This window comes from Micromonospora sp. NPDC049282, assembly GCF_043197045.1.
GTDB lineage: Bacteria > Actinomycetota > Actinomycetes > Mycobacteriales > Micromonosporaceae > Micromonospora.
Genome location: NZ_JBICSL010000010.1, coordinates 90,232 through 108,022, shown reverse-complemented (window position 1 = coordinate 108,022; position 17,791 = coordinate 90,232). Strand labels below are relative to the sequence as shown.

The following is a 17,791-nucleotide window of genomic DNA, read 5'->3' as shown; positions in this document are numbered from 1 at the left end:
GTCACCGCCGATGCCGAGAGCCCGCCCCGGGCGGACGCTCCGCTCAGTCGACGCCGAACTCCATCGCGGCCCGGTCGAGCCACTCGTCCTCGGCCGAGGGGACGCCCCGGGAGGCGATGGCCTCCGCGCCGCCCTCGGGCATCGCGCCGATCAGGCCGGTCGAGGCCGCCTGCGCGGCGCCGACCATCCGCTGCGGGGCGGTGCCGCCGACCATGCCGAGCGAGGCGTACTGCTCCAGCTTGGCCCGGGAGTCGGCGATGTCCAGGTTGCGCATGGTGAGCTGGCCGATCCGGTCGGACGGGCCGAACGCCGAGTCCTCGGTGCGCTCCATCGACAGCTTGTCCGGGTGGTAGCTGAACGCCGGCCCGGTGGTGTCCAGGATCGAGTAGTCCTCGCCCCGGCGCAGCCGGAGCGTCACCTCACCGGTGATCGCGGTGCCGACCCAGCGCTGCAACGACTCGCGCAGCATCAGCGCCTGCGGGTCGAGCCAGCGTCCCTCGTACATCAGCCGGCCGAGGCGGCGGCCCTCGGTGTGGTAGTTCGCCAGGGTGTCCTCGTTGTGGATGGCGTTGACCAGCCGCTCGTACGCGGCGTGCAGCAGCGCCATGCCGGGCGCCTCGTAGATGCCCCGGCTCTTGGCCTCGATGATCCGGTTCTCGATCTGGTCGGACATGCCGAGGCCGTGCCGGCCGCCGATGGCGTTGGCCTCCAGCACCAGGTCCACTGGGCTGCCGAACTCCTTGCCGTTGATCGTGACCGGGCGGCCCTGGTCGAAGCCGACCGTCACGTCCTCGGTGGGGATCTCCACCGCCGGGTCCCAGAACCGGACCCCCATGATCGGGCTGACCGTCTCGATGCCGGTGTCGAGGTGTTCGAGGGTCTTCGCCTCGTGGGTGGCGCCCCAGATGTTGGCGTCGGTGGAGTACGCCTTCTCGGTGCTGTCCCGGTAGGGCAGGTCACGGTCGAGCAGCCACTCCGACATCTCCTTGCGCCCACCCAGCTCGGTGACGAAGGCGGTGTCGAGCCACGGCTTGTAGATGCGCAGCTGCGGGTTGGCCAGCAGGCCGTACCGGTAGAACCGCTCGATGTCGTTGCCCTTGAACGTCGAGCCGTCGCCCCAGATCTGGACGTCGTCGGAGATCATCGCCCGCACCAGCAGGGTGCCGGTGACGGCGCGACCCAGCGGCGTGGTGTTGAAGTAGGCCCGCCCGCCGGAGCGGATGTGGAAGGCGCCGCAGGTCAGCGCCGCGAGACCCTCCTCGACCAGGGCGGCGCGGCAGTCGACCAGCCGGGCCACCTCGGCGCCGTAGCTGAGCGCGCGGCCCGGCACGGAGGCGATGTCGGGCTCGTCGTACTGGCCGATGTCGGCCGTGTAGGCGCAGGGCACGGCGCCCTTGTCGCGCATCCACGCGACCGCGACCGAGGTGTCGAGACCGCCGGAGAAGGCAATGCCGACACGTTCGCCGATGGGCAGGGAGGTGAGAACCTTGGACACAGGAAGATTATGCACCAACCCGCATGGTCATGCAAGCGTGTCGTCGCGGCCCAGTTCCCAGCAGGCCACCGCGGTGGCCGCGGCGACGTTCAGCGAGTCCACGCCGCGCCGCATCGGGATCACCACGCGGACGTCGCTGGCCGCCATCGCCGCCCGGGTCAGCCCGGCGCCCTCCGCGCCCAGCAGCAGCGCCGCCCGGGCCCGCTGGTCGTCGGTGAGCCGCTGGATCGGCACGGCGTCCGGCGCCGGCGTCAGGGCGAGCACGGTGAAGCCCGCCGCCCGCACCTCGTCCAGACCCGCCGGCCAGCGCTCCAGCTTCGCGTAAGGCACCGCGAACACCTCGCCCATGCTGACCCGGACGCTGCGCCGGTAGAGCGGATCGGCGCAGGTCGGCGACAGCAGGACGGCGTCCACCCCGAGCGCCGCCACGGCCCGGAAGATCGCGCCCAGGTTGGTGTGGTTGTTGACGTCCTCCAGGATCACCACCCGCCGGGCGGCGGCCAGCACCTCGGCGGCCGACGGCAACGGCCGACGGTGGAACGAGGCCAGCACGCCCCGGTGCACGTGGAAGCCGGTGGTCCGCTGGAGCACCTCGGCGCTTGCCGCGTACACCGGGGCGTCGCCGGTGTCGAGGTCGGCGAGCTGGTCCGCCCGCTTCGCCTCGACCAGGTACGACCGGGCCGGGTAGCCGGCCCGCAGCGCCCGCCGCAGCACCAGCTCCCCCTCGGCGATGAACAACCCGTGCGGGGGCTCCCACCGGGTCCGCAGCGCCACGTCGGTGAGCGCGCGGTAGTCGGCGATCCGGTCGTCGTCGGGTTCGGTGATCTCGTGGACGGGCACCTGACGGATTCTGCCTGGTGCCCCGGGCCGCCCCGGTGCGGCCCGGGTTTCCGCCGTCCCGGGCGGGGAACGGAGCCGGGGAGGCGGACAGCGGCGAAAGGACCACCACGATGGGCGCGGACCACCCCCACGACGGCCGGCTGCCCCGCGACGCCACCGTCGCCGACCAGATCGTGGCCCGGCTCGCCGAGTGGGGCGTGCGCCGCTACTACGGCTACCCCGGGGACGGGATCAACGGGATGACCTCGGCGCTGCAACGGGCCGAGGGTCGCGCCCGGTTCATCCAGGTCCGCCACGAGGAGACCGCCGGTTTCGCAGCCGGCGCGCACGTCAAGTACGGCGGCGGCCCGCTCGGCTGCGTGGTGGTGACCAGCGGTCCGGGCGCGATCCACGCGCTCAATGGTCTCTACGACGCCAAGCTCGACCACCAGCCGGTGGTGGCGCTGCTCGGGCACACCGCCCTGCCCGCCGAGGGCGGCGGCTACTACCAGGAGGTGGACCTGCTCGCGCTCTACAAGGACGTGGCCGGCGACTTCCTGGCCCAGCTCGACGACCCGTCGCAGACCCGGCACCTGGTGGACCGGGCCTGCCGCACCGCGCTGGCCCGGCGTACCGTGACCGCCCTGGTCCTCCCCTCCGACGTGCAGGACGAACCGGCGGTGCCGCAGCCGCCGCACGCGCACGGCTACTACCGCACCAGCGCGGCGCCGAGCAGCCCGCCGGCCGCGCCGCCGGCCGCGGACGTCCGCCGGGCCACCGAGGTGCTGCGCGGCGGCGAGCGGGTGGCCATGCTGGTCGGGCAGGGCGCGCTGGGCGCCGAGGAGGAGGTACGCCGGATCGCCGACCGGCTCGGCGCCGGGGTCGCCACCGCGTTGCTCGGCTTCGCCGCCGTCGACCACCGGCAGCCCTGGGTCACCGGCGCGATCGGCCTGCTCGGCACCCGCCCCAGCTCGCAGCTCATGCGCGAGTGCGACCGGCTGCTCATCGTCGGCAGCCAGATGCCGTACTCGGAGTTCTACCCGCCGGAGGGCCAGGCGCGGGCGGTGCAGATCGACCTCGACGGCAGCCGGATGGGGCTGCGCTACCCGACCGAGGTGAACCTGACCGGCGACGCCGGCCCGACGCTGCGGGCCCTCCTCGACGAGCTGGGCCCGGGCCCGGCGCCGACCGCCTGGCGGGCCACCATCGCCGACGCCACCGGCAAGTGGCGGGCCGCCCAGCGCGAGCTGGCCGGGCAGCCCGCCGACCCGGTCAACCCGCAGTCGCTGTTCGTCGCGCTGGACGACGCGCTGCCCGACGACGCCATGCTCGCCGTGGACTGCGGCACCGCCACCGCCTGGTACGCCCGACACCTGCGGGTGCGCCCCGGCATGCTGGCCAGCCTGTCGGGCACGTTGCTGTCCATGGGCGGCGGCATGCCGTACGCGCTGGCGGCGAAGTTCGCCCACCCGGACCGCCCGGTGATCGCGTTGCTCGGCGACGGGGCGATGCAGATGAACGGCGTCAACGAGCTGATCACCGTGGCGAAGTACTGGCGGGAGTGGGCCGACCCCCGGTTCCTGGTGCTGGTGCTCAACAACCGGGAGCTGGCGTTCGTCAGCTGGGAGCAGCGCTCCGGCGAGGGGAGGCCGATGTTTCCGGACAGCCAGGACCTGCCGGACGTGGCGTACCACAGGTGGGCGGAGGTGCTGGGGCTGCGCGGCGAGCTGGTCGACTCCCCCGGTCAGGTGCCCGGCCTGTGGAAGCGGGTGCTCGACGCCGACCGGCCGACCGTGGTCAACGCCGTGGTCGACCCGGCGGAGCTGATGCTGCCGCCGCACTTCACCGCCGAGCAGGCCCGCAAGACGGCCGCCGCGGTGCTGCGCGGGGACAGCGACCGGGCCGGCATCATCCGGCGCGGCGTGCCCGCCGCCCTCGCCACCTACCGACCCCGCCGGCGCGGCCGCTGACCGGCCGCGTCCCGCGGGGTGCGGTCACGCCCGCTCGTAGCGCAGCAGCACCGAGCGGCCGTCGAAACCGCGCGTCCCGGTCAGCCGCAGGTCCTGGCGGGCCAGGTCGGGCAGCAGCTGCTTCCCGCCGCCGAGCAGCACCGGGTGCACGACCACCTGGTACTCGTCGACCAACCCGAGCGCGGTCAGCGCCGCCGCCGCGCCGGTGCCGCCGGTGACCAGCAGGTCCCCGTCGAACCGCGCCCGCACCTCGGTGAATTCCTTCGCCAGGTCGCCGCCGCCGACGACCAGGGCGCCGTGGTCGGCCTCGGCGAGCGTGCGGGAGACGACCACCTTCGGGGTACGCCGCCAGATCGGCGCGAACGCCAGGTCGTGCGGGTGGTCGGAGATCGACTCGACCTGTGGCCAGTAGTAGGACATCATCTCCCACACCCGCCGCCCGTAGACGAACGCGCCGGCCCGCTCGGTCAGCTCCAGGGAGTACGCGGACAGCTCGTCCCCCATGGCCGGCCAGTCAAACTCACCGTTCGGCCCCTCGATGAAGCCGTCGACCGACTGGTGCACCCAGTAGATGACCTTGCCCATGGTGCGCTCCTCCGCGTACCGGTGCGCCCGGATCCGGGCGCGCTCGCAGTTGGGTCGGAGCCACCTCCCCAAACCCGACACCCCCGTGACCCCTGTTCCACGGAAAGAGTGGCCATCGGAGCGCGGATGGCCACTCTTTCCGTGGAACAGCGCGCGGGTGGGGGCGGGTGGGGGGGTGGGTCAGCCTCGGTTTTGGAGCCAGCGGAGCAGGTCGGAGGGGAGGTTGCGGTTGTCGGTGCGGGGCGGGGTGGGTCGCTGGGGTTGCGGGCGGGGCTGCGGGCGCTGCGGGTCGCCGACCAGCTCCCGGCCGGGCGCGGTGAAGTCCTGCACCGGCTTGCCGGCGACCGCCGTCCGGATGGTCCGGGCCACCGCGTCGATCACCTTGGCCTGCACCGCGGAGCCCACCAGGTCGGTCGAGTCGTCCGGATTCGCCGCGATGCCGGCGACGGCCACCTGCGGGGTGAACCCGACGAACGTCTCGGTGGCGTTCCGCTCCGAACTGCCCGTCTTACCGGCCACCGGCCGGTCGACGATCCCGTCGACGCCGGTGGCGGTGCCGCCGTTGCACTGCCCGTACGCGGACTGCTGGCCCACCGGGCACCGGGCCGCGTCGGTGGCCGCCCGGGCCACGTCGGGTTCCAGCACCCTCTTGCAGTTCGGCTGACCCACGTCGACAGTCCCGCCGCCGGGCGAGGTCACCGAGACGACCGGCAGCGGGGAGCAGTAGGTGCCCTCGGCGGCCACGGTCGCGTACGCGTTGGCCAGGTCGAGCGGGGTGGTGGCGGCCACGCCGAGCGTGAACGCGCCCCAGTTCGCGGCGTTGTCCCGGGCGAACGCGGCGTCGGAGTCGGCTCGGAACGTGATGCCCAGTCGCTGCGCCATCTCCACCACCTTGTCCTCACCGACCTGCTCGGCCAGCCAGACGAAGTAGGTGTTCACGGAGCGGCCGAAGCCGTCCCACATCATCCGGTAGCCGTCCATCCACTCCGGGTTGGCGTTGCCCGGGCACCACCTGCCGTCGCAGTTGCCCTCGTCGTCGGAGGCGTAGCGGGTGGGCAGCTTGGCCGGCGCGTCGAAGCCGGTGGCGAGAGGCTTGCCGGCCTCCAGCGCGGCCAGCATGGTGAACATCTTGAACGTGGAGCCGGCCTGGTAGCCGTCGACGCTGGCGCCGCCGGAGATCAGCGGGTTGACCGTGTTCGGGTGGTTGGCCTGCCCGTCCGGGTTGTCGGCCAGGCTGTAGTGCCGGTTGACCGCCATGGCGAGCACCCGACCGGTGCCGGGCTGGACCGCCGCGATCGGCAACGCGCGCTTGTCGTCGTACCCGTAGACCTTGGTGGCCTGCGTCTGCGCGGTCCGCTGGATCTTCGGGTCGAGCGTGGTGACCACCCGGTAGCCGCCGCGACGCAGCGCCTGCTCGCGCTCCTCGGCGGTCCCGCCGAAGGCCGGCTGGGTGAGCCACCACTGGCGCAGGTAGTCGCAGAAGAAGCCCCAGTCGTCGTGGCCCTGCGCGGTCGAGGTGCAGCCGTTGGGCTGGGCGGTCGGGTGCAGCGTGAGCGGCTCGGCCTTCGCCGCCGCGGCCTGCTGCGCGGTGATCGCGCCGGTCTCGGCCATCGAGTCGAGCACGTACCCGCGCCGGGCGAGCGCCTGGTTCTTGTCGCCGTCGATCGGGCTGTACTCGTCGGGCGACTGGACCAGGCCGGCGAGCAGCGCCGCCTCGCCGAGCGTCAGGTCGGCCGGCGACTTGCCGAAGTAGCGCTGGCCGGCGGCGGCGACGCCGTACGCGCCGGAGCCGAAGTACGCGATGTTCAGGTAGCGGTTGAGGATCTCGTCCTTGCTGAGGGACTGCTCCAGCGCGTTCGCGTACCGGATCTCCTGGAGCTTGCGCCCGACGGTCTGCTCGGTGGCGGCCTGCCGCTCCTCGGCGGTGCGGGTCGGGTCGGTCTTGAGCACGTTGCGGACGTACTGCATGGTCAGCGTGGAGCCGCCCTGCTCGGTGCCGCCGCCCTTCACGTTGGCCACCAGCGCGCGGGCGATGCCGCGCAGGTCGGCGCCGCCGTGCGAGTAGAACCGCCGGTCCTCGGCCGAGATGATCGCCTGGCGCATCACCGGCGCGATCTCGGCCAGCGGCACGTCGGTGCGGTTCACGTCGTAGAACGTGGTGATCAGTGTCTTGCCGTCGTTGGCGTAGAGGTAGGAGCGCTGGGGCTGCGCGGGGGTGCGCAGCGCGTCGGGCAGCTCCTCGTACGCCCCGAGGCTCGCCTTGGCGACGAAGCCGCCGAGCAGGCCGGTCGGTAGCGCGGCGAGCGCGAGGACGAGCCCGGCGAGCAGGCCCGCGAGCAGCACGGTGAGGAGCCGCGACAGCGGCGACCGGGGAGACGGCATGGACTCCAGGATTGCCACGAAAGTGGCGAGCCGACCACCCTCGGCGACGGGTTGTCAGTTAATTCACCGGTAACCACCGGCCGTCGGTCACGGATCATCCGGGCTGCCGGTTTTGTCCGTCCGCACCGGTGACGAACCCTCTTTTATTGACGACTTGCTATGTTAGCGCTAACAATGACGGAGGTCGGGAACCTGCCCGAAACGAAAGGAACGTCCGATGAGCGCAGCAACCACGAGGGTGGCCGTCGCGGCGGCCGCCCTCACCCTGGTCGCGGCGGTCGCCGGCGCGGCCGCTCCGGCGGCGGTCGCGGCCGAGGCCCCGACGACCACTGCGGCGGACCCGGTGGTAAGCCGGCCACCCATGGGGTGGGCGTCGTGGAACACGTTCGCCGCCAAGATCAACTATAACGTGATCAAGGCGCAGGTCGACAGCCTCGTCTCCAGCGGGTTGAAGGACGCCGGCTACGAGTACGTCAACATCGACGAGGGCTGGTGGCAGGGCACCCGGGACGCCGCCGGCAACATCACCGTGGACACCGCCGAATGGCCCGGCGGGATGAAGGCCATCGCGGACTACATCCACAGCAAGGGCCTGAAGGCAGGCATCTACACCGACGCCGGCCGCGACGGCTGCGGCTACTACTACCCGACCGGCCGGCCGGCCGCCCCCGGCTCCGGCAGCGAGGGGCACTACGACCAGGACTTCCTGGCGTTCTCCCGGTGGGGCTTCGACTTCGTCAAGGTCGACTGGTGCGGCGGCTCCGCCGAAGGGCTCAACCCGCGCACCACCTACCAGGCCATCAGCGACGCGATCACCCGCGCCACCGCGCAGACCGGCCGGCCGATGGTGCTGTCGGTCTGCAACTGGGGCGTGCAGAACCCGTGGGACTGGGCACCCGGCATGTCCACCATGTGGCGCACCAGCGGGGACATCATCTACTACGGCCAGCAGCCGTCCATGGACCGCGTACTGGCCAACTTCGACTCCGCGCAGCACCCGGCCGCCCAGAGCGTCGGCCACTACAACGACCCGGACATGCTGATCGCCGGGATGCCGGGATTCAGCGCCGCCCAGAACCGCACCCACCTGAGCCTGTGGGCGATCTCCGGCGCCCCACTGCTCGCCGGCAACAACCTCACCACGATGTCCGCCGAGACCCGGGCCATCCTGGGCAACCCGGAGGTCGTCGCCATCGACCAGGACCCGCTGAGCCGGCAGGGCGTCAAGGTCGCCGAGGACACCGCCGGACTCCAGGTCTACAGCAAGGTGCTCTCCGCCGCCGGCCGGCGGGCGGTCCTGCTGCTCAACCGCACCGGCTCCGCGGCCACCGTCACGGCCCGCTTCGCCGACCTCGGGCTGGGCGCCGGCGCGACCGTACGCAACGTGTGGACCGCCACCGACCTGGGCGCCCGGACCACCAGCTACAGCGCGAGCGTGCCCGCCCGCGAGGCCGTCCTGCTGATCGTCAGCGGCACCGAGAACCCGGGCGGCGGCGCCCGGAGCGGGTCACTCGTCGGCCGGCAGTCCGGCCGCTGCCTGGACATCAACAACTCCACCACCGCCAACGGCACCCAGGCCCAACTGTGGGACTGCACCGGCGCGACCAACCAGACCTGGACGTACACCTCGGGCCGGCAGCTCACGATCTACGGCAACAAGTGCCTGGACGCCTACAACGCCGGCACCGCGAACGGCACACGGGTGGTCATCTGGGACTGCAACGGTCAGGCCAACCAGCAGTGGACCGTCAACACCGACGGGACGATCCGGGGCGTGCAGTCCGGCCTGTGCGTCGACGCGTCCGGAGCGGCCACCGCGAACGGCACGAAGATCCTGCTCTGGACGTGCGGCTCCGCCGACAACCAGCGGTGGAGCTGGCGCTAGACGGCACCCGGTCAGCCGGCGGCGAGCGGACCGCCGCCGGCGCCGGGCGTCGCGCCGCCGCCCGGCCCGGCAGCCGTGGCGATGCTGGCACTGGCCGCGTCGCGGGCGATGGTCTCGGGCACCAGGCGACCGCTGCGGTAGCCGATGCCGATGCCGGCGACCAGCACGAACAGCGCGCCGAAGGTCTGCAACGAGCCGATCAGCGCGCCACCGAGGCCGAGCAGCGGGGCGGCGATCATCAGCATCGTCCCGTCGCCGTAGGAGAACATCCCGGACCGGGCGACCGACCAACCGGTGAGGAACCAGCCCACGCTGTAGCAGGTCGCCCCGAACAGCACGATGCCGCGCGCGGTCAGCCCGAACACCGGCGTCTGCTCGGCCAGCCCGGCGAACGGCAGCATCAGCACCATCCCGCCGATGCTGGCCAGCAACCCGGCCAGGGCGATCCGGCGGCAGCGGGTGGCCGCGAGCAGGCCGGTGAGCGCGAGCAGGGCGAGCAGGCCGAGCCAGACCGACGCCACCCAGCCGACCAGGTAGAGCGGCTGCCCGTCGGCCGGGTAGGGATCGTTGCCCACCCCGCCGTCGCTGGCCATCGCCACCACGCCGTAGAGGACCGCGTACGCCGGCAGCAGCCAGACCGCCGCGCGGGCGAACCGGCGGACCGACCAGGCCCAGCTCGCGTCCGTGGCCGGCGCGCCCGGTCCCGGCTCGGAGACGAACGGCAGCACCCCGAACCCGCCCCCGCTCCGCCGGGAGCCGAGCGGCCCGCCGGGGTCGTGCGCGCCGGGGACCGGGGTACGGGAGAAGAGCCGGTTCGCCGGTTCCTTCATGCGTCACCTCGTTCGCGTCACGGGCGTCCCGGAACACGCAACGGCGCCCCGGCCCTGGTCACCACCGTCCTTCCAGACCGATGGTGGCAGGCGCCGGGGCGCCGGATGAGCGATTCTCGGATTTGCCGGTCAGCCCCGCTCGCGCTGGTCCGCCGGGTCGGTGAGCAGGGTCTCCGGCGCCACCGGCTCCGGGGCCGGCAGGCCCTTCGCCGTGTTGCCGCCGGTGGCCTGCGCCTCCGCCACCCGTACCTCGTCGTGGATCTGCTGGGCGGCGGCCGCCGCGGCCTGCGCCGCCTCCGCGGCCTCCCGCTCCACCTGGCTCGCGTGGTCGGCCGCCTCCGGCGCGGGAGTGTCCCCCACCATCTGGCTCAGCCCGCCGAGGGCGCCGCCCATCCCCTCCAGGGCCTTGGTCAACTCGGCCGGGATGATCCAGACCTTGTTGGCGCTGCCCTGGGCGATCTGCGGCAGGGCCTGGAGGTACTGGTAGGCCAGCACCTTCTGGCTCGGGTTGGCGGTGTGGATCGCGTCGAAGACGGTCCGGATCGCCTTGGCCTGGCCCTCCGCCTGGAGGATCCGCGCCTGCCGGTCACCGTCGGCGCGCAGCACCGCGGACTGCTTCTCACCCTCGGCGGTGAGGATCTGCGACTGCTTGTGCCCCTCGGCGGTGAGGATCGCGGCGCGGCGGTCCCGCTCGGCGCGCATCTGCTTCTCCATCGAGTCGCGGATGCTGGCCGGCGGCTCGATCGCCTTGATCTCCACCCGGGTCACCTTGATGCCCCAGCGGCCGGTGGTCTCGTCCAGCACCCCGGAGAGGTGCCTGTTGATCTCGTCGCGGCTGGTCAGCGCCCGCTCCAGGTCCAGCGAGCCGATCACGTTCCGCAGCGTGGTGACGGTCAGCTGCTCGATCGCCTGGAGGAAGCTGGAGATCTCGTAGGTGGCCCGGACCGCGTCGACCACCTTGAAGTAGAGGACCGTGTCGATCGACACGACCAGGTTGTCGGAGGTGATCACCGGCTGCGGCGGGAAGCTGACCACCTGCTCACGCATGTCGACCTTGGTGCGCACCGCGTCGACGAACGGGACGAGCAGGTTGAGCCCGGGGTTCAACGTGCGCTTGTACTTGCCGAGCCGCTCCACCACGTCCTGGCGCTGCTGCGGCACGATCCGCACCGCCTTGGCCAGTGTCACCACGACGATCACCGCCACGGCGATCAACAGGATCGCTGCAAACTCCATATGGTTCACCCTCTCGCTTCGGGCAACTCGCCCGGGGCGGAAATGTCGTCCTGCCACACCAGGGCGGTCGCGCCCCGGACCTTTATCACCTGCACCCGCTCGCCCGCCGCATAGCTCTGCATCGCGTCGAACGACCGGGCCGTCCACAACTCGCCATCGATCTTGACCATGCCGCGGTCGGCGTCCACCGGCTCCAGGACCACCGCGGTGGCCCCCTCGATCGCCTCGACGCCGAACGGTCGGTCACCGGTCTCCAGCGCGGACCGGGCGTGCCGACGGATCACCGGCCGGGCCACGGCCAGCGACAGCGCCGAGACCACCGCGAAGATCACCGCCTGGAGCGCCACCGGCGCGCCGAGCGCCGCGGCGCCGGCGGCGGCGAACGCCCCGACCCCGAACATGATCAGGAACAGCGTCGTCGTGAAGATCTCGGCGACCGCCAATACCACACCCAGAACAATCCAGAACACGGCGTCCACGTGACCAACTGTGACACGTCCAGGCACGTGTCATCGAACTGTCATGATCGCTAGGCTCGGTCCACCGCACGGCGACGAGGAGGACGAGATGGTTCTGCTGCCCGAAACCGCACGCCAGGTGGACCTGCTTGTCGCCCGCGCCCAGGCCGAGGGACGGGCCCCGTCGCTCGCGCTGGGCGTGGTCCGCGACACCGAAGTCGCCCACCTCGCGCTCGCCGGCGAGCACCCCCGCCCCGACGGTGACACGCAGTACCGGATCGGCTCGATCACCAAGACCATGACCGCGGTGCTGGTGATGCAGCAACGCGACGCCGGCCGACTCGCCCTGGACGACCCGCTCGACAAGCACCTGCCCGGCACCCCGGTCGGCGCGCTCACCGTCCGGCAACTGCTCGGGCACGCCAGCGGCCTGCAACGCGAACCGGACGGCGGGTGGTGGGAACGCGCCGAGGGCATGGACCTGGACACCCTGCTCGCCGGACTGACCCGGGGCAAGATCGCCTACCCACCGCACCTGACCTACCACTACTCGAACCTGGCGTACGGGCTGCTCGGCGCCGCGCTGGAGCGGATCGCCGGCGCCCCGTGGGCCGAGTTGGTGACCGATCGGCTGCTGGCACCGCTGGGCATGCGCCGCACCACCGTGCCCCCGACCGAGCCGTACGCCAGGGGCTTCGTCGTCCACCCCTGGCACCAGACGCTGCGGGAGGAGCCGCTGACCGACAGCGGAGCGATGGCGCCGGCCGGGCAGCTCTGGTCGACCGTCGAGGACCTGGCCCGCTGGGCGGCGTTCCTCGCCGACCCGGACCCGGCGCTGCTCGACCCGGCGACGCTTGCCGAGATGTGCGTCCCGGTGGCGATCAGCGACCCGGACTCGTGGACCGGCGGGCACGGCCTCGGCGTGGAGTGCTACCGGGTCGGCGAGCGGGTGTACGTGGGCCACGGCGGCTCGATGCCCGGATACGTCGCCGGTCTGGTCGTGCACCGCCCGACCCGGACCGCCGTGGTGGACTTCGCCAACTCGTACGGCTTGCGCGGCGGGCACCACATCTCCGGACTGGCCCGCGACGTGCTCACCCGGGTGCTGGACGCCGAGCCGACCGCGCCCGCCCCGTGGCGTCCGGCCGAGCCGCCCGCCGCCGACCTGGCCGACCTGACCGGGCGCTGGTGGTTCATGGGCGGCGAGTACGAGTTCCGCGTCGATGCCGCGGGTGACCTGGTGGGCGGGCAGGTGGGCGGGCCGCTGCTCCGCTTCACCCCGGAGGGGCCGGACCGCTGGCGCGGCCGTTCCGGCCCGCAGGACGGCGAGATCCTCACCGTCGTCCGCGATTCCTCCGGCACGGCGGTCGCCCTCGACATCGCCACCTTCGTCCTCACCCGCACCCCCGACCAGGCCCCCTGAGCCCCCGGACCGGACCCACTGAGCCCTGCGAGCTTCACCTCCCCGCGGTCGGAACCGAGCCGCGAACCCGGCACCCGACGGGGCCGGGGGCGGCCGTGACCGGCGCAGGGATCAAGCCTGACCGCCCGGAGCCGGGCACGGTCGCCCCCGGCCCTCGACCGCAACCAACTACGAAGGAGAGGTGACGAAGTCGATCAACCGCTCCATGGCGTTGATCAACGGCGTCTCCACGTCGGCGAAACTGTCCACCCGGGACAGGATGTGCCGCCACATGTCCGCCGGCTCGGCCACCCCGAGCGCCGCGCAGACGCCCTCCTTCCAGGGGCGTCCGGGCGGCACCACCGGCCACGCCGCGATGCCCAGCGCCGCCGGCCGCACGGCCTGCCACACGTCCACATAGGGATGCCCGGTGACCAGCACGTGCGGCGACGTCACCCGGGCCACGATCCGGCTCTCCTTCGAGCCGGGGACGAGATGGTCGACAAGCACGCCGAGCCGCCGGCCCGGGCCGGGCGCGAACGCGCGCACCTCCGCGGCGAGCTCGTCGATACCGTCGAGCGGCTCCACCACCACGCCCTCGATCCGTAGGTCGTCACCCCAGATCCGCTCGACCAGCGCGGCGTCGTGCACGCCCTCCACCCAGATCCGGCTGGCCTTGGCGACCTGTGCCCGCACGTCGTCCACCGCGATCGAGCCGGACGCGGTGCGCCGCCGGGCGGCGGGGACCGGGGCCCCGGCCGGTCGGCGCAGGGTGACCGGCCGACCGTCGAGCAGGAACGCGGCGGGCAGCAGCGGGAAGTTGCGCCGGCGCCCGTGCCGGTCCTCCAGCACCACGGCGCCGGAGTCGAAGCCGACCACCGCGCCGCAGAACCCGGAGTCGGCGTCCTCCACCACCAGGTCGGGCTCGGCGTCGACCTCGGGGGTCACCTTCCGCCGCCGCCAGTCGCCCGCCAGCACGTCCCCGTCGTATCGCCCTGCCATGCCGGTCACGCTAACCACCGACCCCGGCGTGTCGCCCGCCGACGCGCCGGGCGGGTCCCCGTCCTGCGGCACGAAACGGTGCGAAGGGGGTAGTTGGGGGCAGGCCACACCACCGGAGCGGCAGCCGAGACAGCGGCGGCGGCTACCACGTACCCTTTCCGCATGTCCTCCCCCGCAACGGGCGCGGCCACGCTGGCTCCGCGCCGGTCGAGCCGGTTCGTCGCCTGGGTGCGCGCCTGGCGCGCCGGGCTCGTGCCGTTCGACGAGGTCGCCGACGCCATCGCCGGCGACGAGGAGCACCTCGTCGCGGACGCCCCCGGCACCTGGACCGACGTGTCCCTGCGGGACGCGCTGCCCAGCCTGGCCAAGCACTCCCCCGACGAGATCCGGCTGGTGCTGCCCGCACCCGGCGACCCGCGCGGGCTGCCCGGCCCCGGCGCGTTCGCCGGCGCCGCGCTGCTGGCCGGCGAGGCGGTGGTGGCCAGCGGGCTCGGGCTGGTGCCCGAGGTCCGCACGCACACCTCCGGCTCGGGGATGACCTGGGAAACCGTGCTCTGGCGGGTCCACCCGCTCCCGGCGGACGCGCCGAAGGCGTCCCTGGTCACGCCGGGCGCGGCGGAGGCCGAGGCAGAGCTGGCCGCCGCGCTGGCCGAGACGACCGCGGCGCTGACCCGGCTGGACGTCGCCCAGTGGCGACCCGAGCTGGCCGGCGCGCTCGCCGCGCTGCGCCGCCCCGACGGCGGCACCGACCTGCCGCCCGGCTTCGACCCGCGGTCCCGCCGGCTGTTCGCCCGCGCGGCCGTGCTCGACCGGGTGCTCGCCCTGGCCGGGGAGAGCGCCCCGGGCGGCGCGGTGAACACCCACGAGGCGCAGCAGCGGGACGCGGCGCTGCGGCCGCTCACCACCGCCTGCCGGCAGGCCCTGGTGGCCGCCTGCAACGCACCGCTGCGGCTCTGACCGCCGGCTCAGACCTCGTCGATCAGGTCGGCCACCGAGTCGACGATCCGGGACGGCCGGTACGGATACCGCTCGGCCTCGGCCCGGCTGCTGATGCCGGTCAGCACCAGGATCGTCTCCAGCCCGGCCTCCAACCCGCACAGGATGTCGGTGTCCATCCGGTCACCGATCATCGCGGTGGACTCCGAGTGGGCGTCGATGGTGTTCAGCGCGGAGCGCATCATCATCGGGTTGGGCTTGCCGACGAAGTACGGATCCACCCCGGTCGCCTTGGAGATCATCGCCGCCACCGAGCCGGCCGCCGGCAGCGCGCCCTCGACCGAGGGGCCGGTGGCGTCCGGATTGGTGCAGATGAACCGGGCGCCGTCGTCGATCAGCCGGATCGCCTTGGTGATCGCCTCGAAGCTGTAGGTGCGGGTCTCCCCCAGCACCACGTAGTCCGGGGCGAAGTCGCTGAGCACGTACCCCACCGCGTGCAGGGCCGTGGTCAGGCCGGCCTCACCGATCACGTACGCGGTCCCGCCGGGCCGCTGGTCGGCCAGGAACTGGGCGGTGGCAAGCGCGGACGACCAGATCGCCTCCTCCGGCACGTCCAGCCCCATCCGGGCCAGCCGGGCCCGCAGGTCGCGCGGGGTGTAGATGGAGTTGTTCGTCAGCACCAGGAACGGCTTGCCGGAGGCGCGCAGCTTCTTGACGAACTCGGGCGCGCCGGGCACCGGCTGACCCTCGTGCACCAGCACGCCGTCCATGTCGGTGAGCCAGCTCTGCACCGGCTTGCGGTCATGCATCGTGTCGTCCCCAGGGTGTCGGTGGTCGGTCGGGCTCAGGGCCGGCGGGCCGGGGGTACGCAGCACAGCGCCGGGCAGGTGTCCCAGGCCGGCAGCTCGCCGAGCCGGCGGCGCTCCCCGTCCGCCGCGGTGCGCTCCCGCACCAGCTCGCGGACCATCGCCACGAAGCGCGGATCGGTGCCCGGGGTGCCGGCGCGGGCGAAGTCCAGGCCGAGCTGCTTCGCCGTCTCCAGGGCCTCGGTGTCCAGGTCCCAGACCACCTCCAGGTGATCGGAGACGAAGCCGATCGGGCTGGCCACCACGCCCGTCACCCCCTGCTCGGCGAGGCTGGTCAGGTGATCGTTGATGTCCGGTTCCAGCCACGGCACCTGCGGCGGGCCGGACCGGCTCTGCCACACCAGCTCGTACGGCAGGTCGGGTGCGGCCGCGGCGTGCACCAGGCGGGCGGTCTCCTCGAGCTGCGCGGTGTAGCGACCGCCGTGCGGCCCGGCGCTCGCCGCCGCCGAGACCGGGACCGAGTGGGCGGTGAAGACCAGTCGGGTGCTGTCCCGCCGGGCCGGGTCGAGCTGGGCCAGCGCGGTACGCACCGCGTCGGCGTGCGGCTCGACGAAGCCGGGGTGGTCCCAGAACTGGCGCAGCTTCTCGATCAGCGGGGCGTCCGGACCGACCGCGGCCCGGGCCGTCGCGATGTCCTCCTGGTACTGCCGGCAGGACGAGTAGCCGCCGTACGCGCTGGTGACGAACGCCAGCGCCCGGGTGACCCCGTCGTCGCGCATCTGCGCCACGGTGTCGGCGAGCATCGGATCCCAGTTGCGGTTGCCCCAGTAGACCGGCAGGTCGACGCCGTTGGCGGCGAAGTCCGCCCGGATCGCCGCCAGCAGGTCGCGGCACTGCTGGTTGATCGGGGACACGCCACCGAAGTGCAGGTAGTGCTCGGCCACCTCGGCCAGCCGCTCCGGCGGCACGCCGCGCCCCCGGGTCACGTTCTGCAGGAAGGGAAGAACGTCCTCGGGCCGTTCCGGGCCGCCGAAGGAGACCAGCACCAACGCGTCGTACGCCATGGGCCCATTCTCCCCCGCCCGCCGTGACGTACGTGCGACGCCCCCTGCTCAGCGCGGTTACACCCCAGGCCGGGAGGTACGGAGGGGCCCCTTGTTAACGCATTCTGCATAGCAAGGGGCCCCTCCTGACGCCTCAGGCGCCGAGGGCGTGGTAGCCGCCGTCGACATGGACGATCTCGCCGGTGGTGGCCGGGAACCAGTCGGACAGCAGCGCCAGGCAGGCCCGCGCCGCCGGCTCGGAGTCGGTGAGGTCCCAGCCCAGCGGGGCCCGCTCGGTCCAGGCGGTTTCGAACTGGTCGAAGCCGGGGATGGACTTGGCCGCGATGGTGCGCAGCGGGCCGGCCGCGACCAGGTTGCTGCGGATGCCCTGCTTGCCCAGGTGCAGCGCCAGGTAGCGGGAGGCGGACTCCAGCCCGGCCTTGGCCACGCCCATCCAGTCGTAGACCGGCCAGGCCTTGGTGGCGTCGAAGGTGAGGCCCACCACGGCGCCGCCCGCGGACATCAGCGGCAGCGCCGCCATGGCGAGCGACTTGTAGGAGAACGTGGAGACCTGCAACGCCGTCGAGACGTCCGCCCAGGGCGCGTCGAGGAAACCGCCACCGAGGCAGCTCTGCGGGGCGAACCCGATCGAGTGCACCACCCCGTCCAGGCCGTCGACGTGCTCGCGCACCTTGTCGGCCAGGCCGGCCAACTGCTCGTCGTTCATGACGTCCAGCTCGATCACCGGCGCCGGCTCGGGCAGCCGCTTGGCGATCCGCTCCACCAGGGAGAGGCGGCCGTAGCCGGTGAGCACGACCTGGGCGCCGTTCTCCTGGGCGAGTTTCGCCACGGAGAACGCGATGGAGGCCTCGGTGATGACACCGGTGACAAGCAGCCGCTTACCGGCCAGGAGTCCGGACATTGCGCAGTTCCTCCGTGCTC

14 protein-coding genes and 1 pseudogene are annotated in these 17,791 nt (G+C 73.0%); 4 read left to right on the top strand and 11 right to left on the bottom strand.

Translation table 11 applies throughout. The features are described 5' to 3' along the window. Nucleotides 1-43 precede the first annotated feature (43 nt). Nucleotides 44-1,495 carry an argininosuccinate synthase gene (gene argG, locus ACGFI2_RS17840; protein WP_393517903.1) on the bottom strand — a complete coding sequence of 484 codons (1,452 nt, stop codon included), beginning with the start codon at nt 1,493-1,495 and terminating at the stop codon, nt 44-46. Nucleotides 1,496-1,522: 27 nt separating this feature from the next. Next, nucleotides 1,523-2,426 (bottom strand): annotated as a pseudogene (locus ACGFI2_RS17835) (TrmH family RNA methyltransferase). A gap of 19 nt (nt 2,427-2,445) precedes the next feature. Here ACGFI2_RS17835 and ACGFI2_RS17830 point away from each other — a divergent pair. Continuing rightward, nucleotides 2,446-4,284, top strand: coding sequence for a thiamine pyrophosphate-requiring protein (locus ACGFI2_RS17830; protein ID WP_393517900.1), 1,839 nt, complete (start codon nt 2,446-2,448; stop codon nt 4,282-4,284). A gap of 24 nt (nt 4,285-4,308) precedes the next feature. Here ACGFI2_RS17830 and ACGFI2_RS17825 read toward each other — a convergent pair whose 3' ends face one another. Continuing rightward, entirely contained in the window at nt 4,309-4,869 is a 561-nt protein-coding gene (locus tag ACGFI2_RS17825) for a dihydrofolate reductase family protein (RefSeq protein ID WP_393518180.1), read from the bottom strand. A 180-nt stretch (nt 4,870-5,049) separates the two neighbouring features. Then, the gene (locus tag ACGFI2_RS17820; protein WP_393517897.1) at nt 5,050-7,251 is read right to left on the bottom strand and encodes a transglycosylase domain-containing protein; all 2,202 of its coding nucleotides are present in this window, start codon (nt 7,249-7,251) and stop codon (nt 5,050-5,052) included. Nucleotides 7,252-7,468: 217 nt separating this feature from the next. Here ACGFI2_RS17820 and ACGFI2_RS17815 point away from each other — a divergent pair, with 217 nt between their 5' ends. Continuing rightward, the gene (locus ACGFI2_RS17815; RefSeq protein WP_393517894.1) at nt 7,469-9,136 is read left to right on the top strand and encodes a glycoside hydrolase family 27 protein; all 1,668 of its coding nucleotides are present in this window, start codon (nt 7,469-7,471) and stop codon (nt 9,134-9,136) included. A gap of 11 nt (nt 9,137-9,147) precedes the next feature. Here the strand turns inward: ACGFI2_RS17815 and ACGFI2_RS17810 are convergent, their stop codons facing one another. The 3 genes from ACGFI2_RS17810 to ACGFI2_RS17800 form a co-directional block, all read right to left on the bottom strand. Beyond that, entirely contained in the window at nt 9,148-9,966 is an 819-nt protein-coding gene (locus ACGFI2_RS17810) for a hypothetical protein (RefSeq protein WP_393517891.1), read from the bottom strand. Between the two features lie 129 nt (nt 9,967-10,095). Next, on the bottom strand, nt 10,096-11,202 hold the full coding sequence (locus ACGFI2_RS17805; RefSeq protein WP_393517888.1) for an SPFH domain-containing protein: 1,107 nt from the start codon (nt 11,200-11,202) through the stop codon (nt 10,096-10,098). A 5-nt stretch (nt 11,203-11,207) separates the two neighbouring features. Next, complete coding sequence (locus tag ACGFI2_RS17800; RefSeq protein WP_393517885.1) at nt 11,208-11,681, bottom strand: NfeD family protein; 474 nt, start codon at nt 11,679-11,681, stop codon at nt 11,208-11,210. A gap of 88 nt (nt 11,682-11,769) precedes the next feature. Between ACGFI2_RS17800 and ACGFI2_RS17795 the strand changes: the two genes are divergently transcribed. Next, the gene (locus ACGFI2_RS17795) at nt 11,770-13,083 is read left to right on the top strand and encodes a serine hydrolase domain-containing protein (RefSeq protein WP_393518178.1); all 1,314 of its coding nucleotides are present in this window, start codon (nt 11,770-11,772) and stop codon (nt 13,081-13,083) included. 168 nt (nt 13,084-13,251) lie between these two features. Here the strand turns inward: ACGFI2_RS17795 and ACGFI2_RS17790 are convergent, their stop codons facing one another. Then, nucleotides 13,252-14,064 carry a DUF3097 domain-containing protein gene (locus tag ACGFI2_RS17790; RefSeq protein ID WP_393517882.1) on the bottom strand — a complete coding sequence of 271 codons (813 nt, stop codon included), beginning with the start codon at nt 14,062-14,064 and terminating at the stop codon, nt 13,252-13,254. 162 nt (nt 14,065-14,226) lie between these two features. On the opposite strand from ACGFI2_RS17790, the gene ACGFI2_RS17785 reads away from it, so the two are divergent. Next, nucleotides 14,227-15,021 (top strand): hypothetical protein, encoded by a 795-nt coding sequence (locus ACGFI2_RS17785; RefSeq protein ID WP_393517879.1) that lies wholly within the window; start codon nt 14,227-14,229, stop codon nt 15,019-15,021. Nucleotides 15,022-15,029: 8 nt separating this feature from the next. On the opposite strand, the gene ACGFI2_RS17780 is transcribed toward ACGFI2_RS17785, so the two are convergent. The 3 genes from ACGFI2_RS17780 to fabI all read right to left on the bottom strand — a co-directional run bounded on the left by ACGFI2_RS17780 (nt 15,030) and on the right by fabI (nt 17,771). Beyond that, nucleotides 15,030-15,896 carry an HAD-IIA family hydrolase gene (locus ACGFI2_RS17780; protein ID WP_393518175.1) on the bottom strand — a complete coding sequence of 289 codons (867 nt, stop codon included), beginning with the start codon at nt 15,894-15,896 and terminating at the stop codon, nt 15,030-15,032. Further along, on the bottom strand, nt 15,845-16,870 hold the full coding sequence (locus ACGFI2_RS17775; protein WP_393517876.1) for a ferrochelatase: 1,026 nt from the start codon (nt 16,868-16,870) through the stop codon (nt 15,845-15,847). The genes ACGFI2_RS17780 and ACGFI2_RS17775 overlap by 52 nt, the downstream gene beginning before the upstream one ends. 133 nt (nt 16,871-17,003) lie before the next feature. Beyond that, nucleotides 17,004-17,771 (bottom strand): enoyl-ACP reductase FabI, encoded by a 768-nt coding sequence (gene fabI, locus ACGFI2_RS17770; protein ID WP_393517873.1) that lies wholly within the window; start codon nt 17,769-17,771, stop codon nt 17,004-17,006. Nucleotides 17,772-17,791 lie beyond the last annotated feature (20 nt).

Coding starts and splice junctions, on each gene's coding strand:
- fabI (WP_393517873.1), bottom strand. CDS start 17,771: ATGTCCGGACTCCTGGCCGGTAAGCGGCTGCTTGTCACCGGTGTCATC.
- ACGFI2_RS17785 (WP_393517879.1), top strand. CDS start 14,227: ATGTCCTCCCCCGCAACGGGCGCGGCCACGCTGGCTCCGCGCCGGTCG.
- ACGFI2_RS17820 (WP_393517897.1), bottom strand. CDS start 7,251: ATGCCGTCTCCCCGGTCGCCGCTGTCGCGGCTCCTCACCGTGCTGCTC.
- ACGFI2_RS17795 (WP_393518178.1), top strand. CDS start 11,770: ATGGTTCTGCTGCCCGAAACCGCACGCCAGGTGGACCTGCTTGTCGCC.
- ACGFI2_RS17790 (WP_393517882.1), bottom strand. CDS start 14,064: ATGGCAGGGCGATACGACGGGGACGTGCTGGCGGGCGACTGGCGGCGG.
- ACGFI2_RS17810 (WP_393517891.1), bottom strand. CDS start 9,966: ATGAAGGAACCGGCGAACCGGCTCTTCTCCCGTACCCCGGTCCCCGGC.
- ACGFI2_RS17815 (WP_393517894.1), top strand. CDS start 7,469: ATGAGCGCAGCAACCACGAGGGTGGCCGTCGCGGCGGCCGCCCTCACC.
- ACGFI2_RS17825 (WP_393518180.1), bottom strand. CDS start 4,869: ATGGGCAAGGTCATCTACTGGGTGCACCAGTCGGTCGACGGCTTCATC.
- ACGFI2_RS17805 (WP_393517888.1), bottom strand. CDS start 11,202: ATGGAGTTTGCAGCGATCCTGTTGATCGCCGTGGCGGTGATCGTCGTG.
- ACGFI2_RS17775 (WP_393517876.1), bottom strand. CDS start 16,870: ATGGCGTACGACGCGTTGGTGCTGGTCTCCTTCGGCGGCCCGGAACGG.
- ACGFI2_RS17830 (WP_393517900.1), top strand. CDS start 2,446: ATGGGCGCGGACCACCCCCACGACGGCCGGCTGCCCCGCGACGCCACC.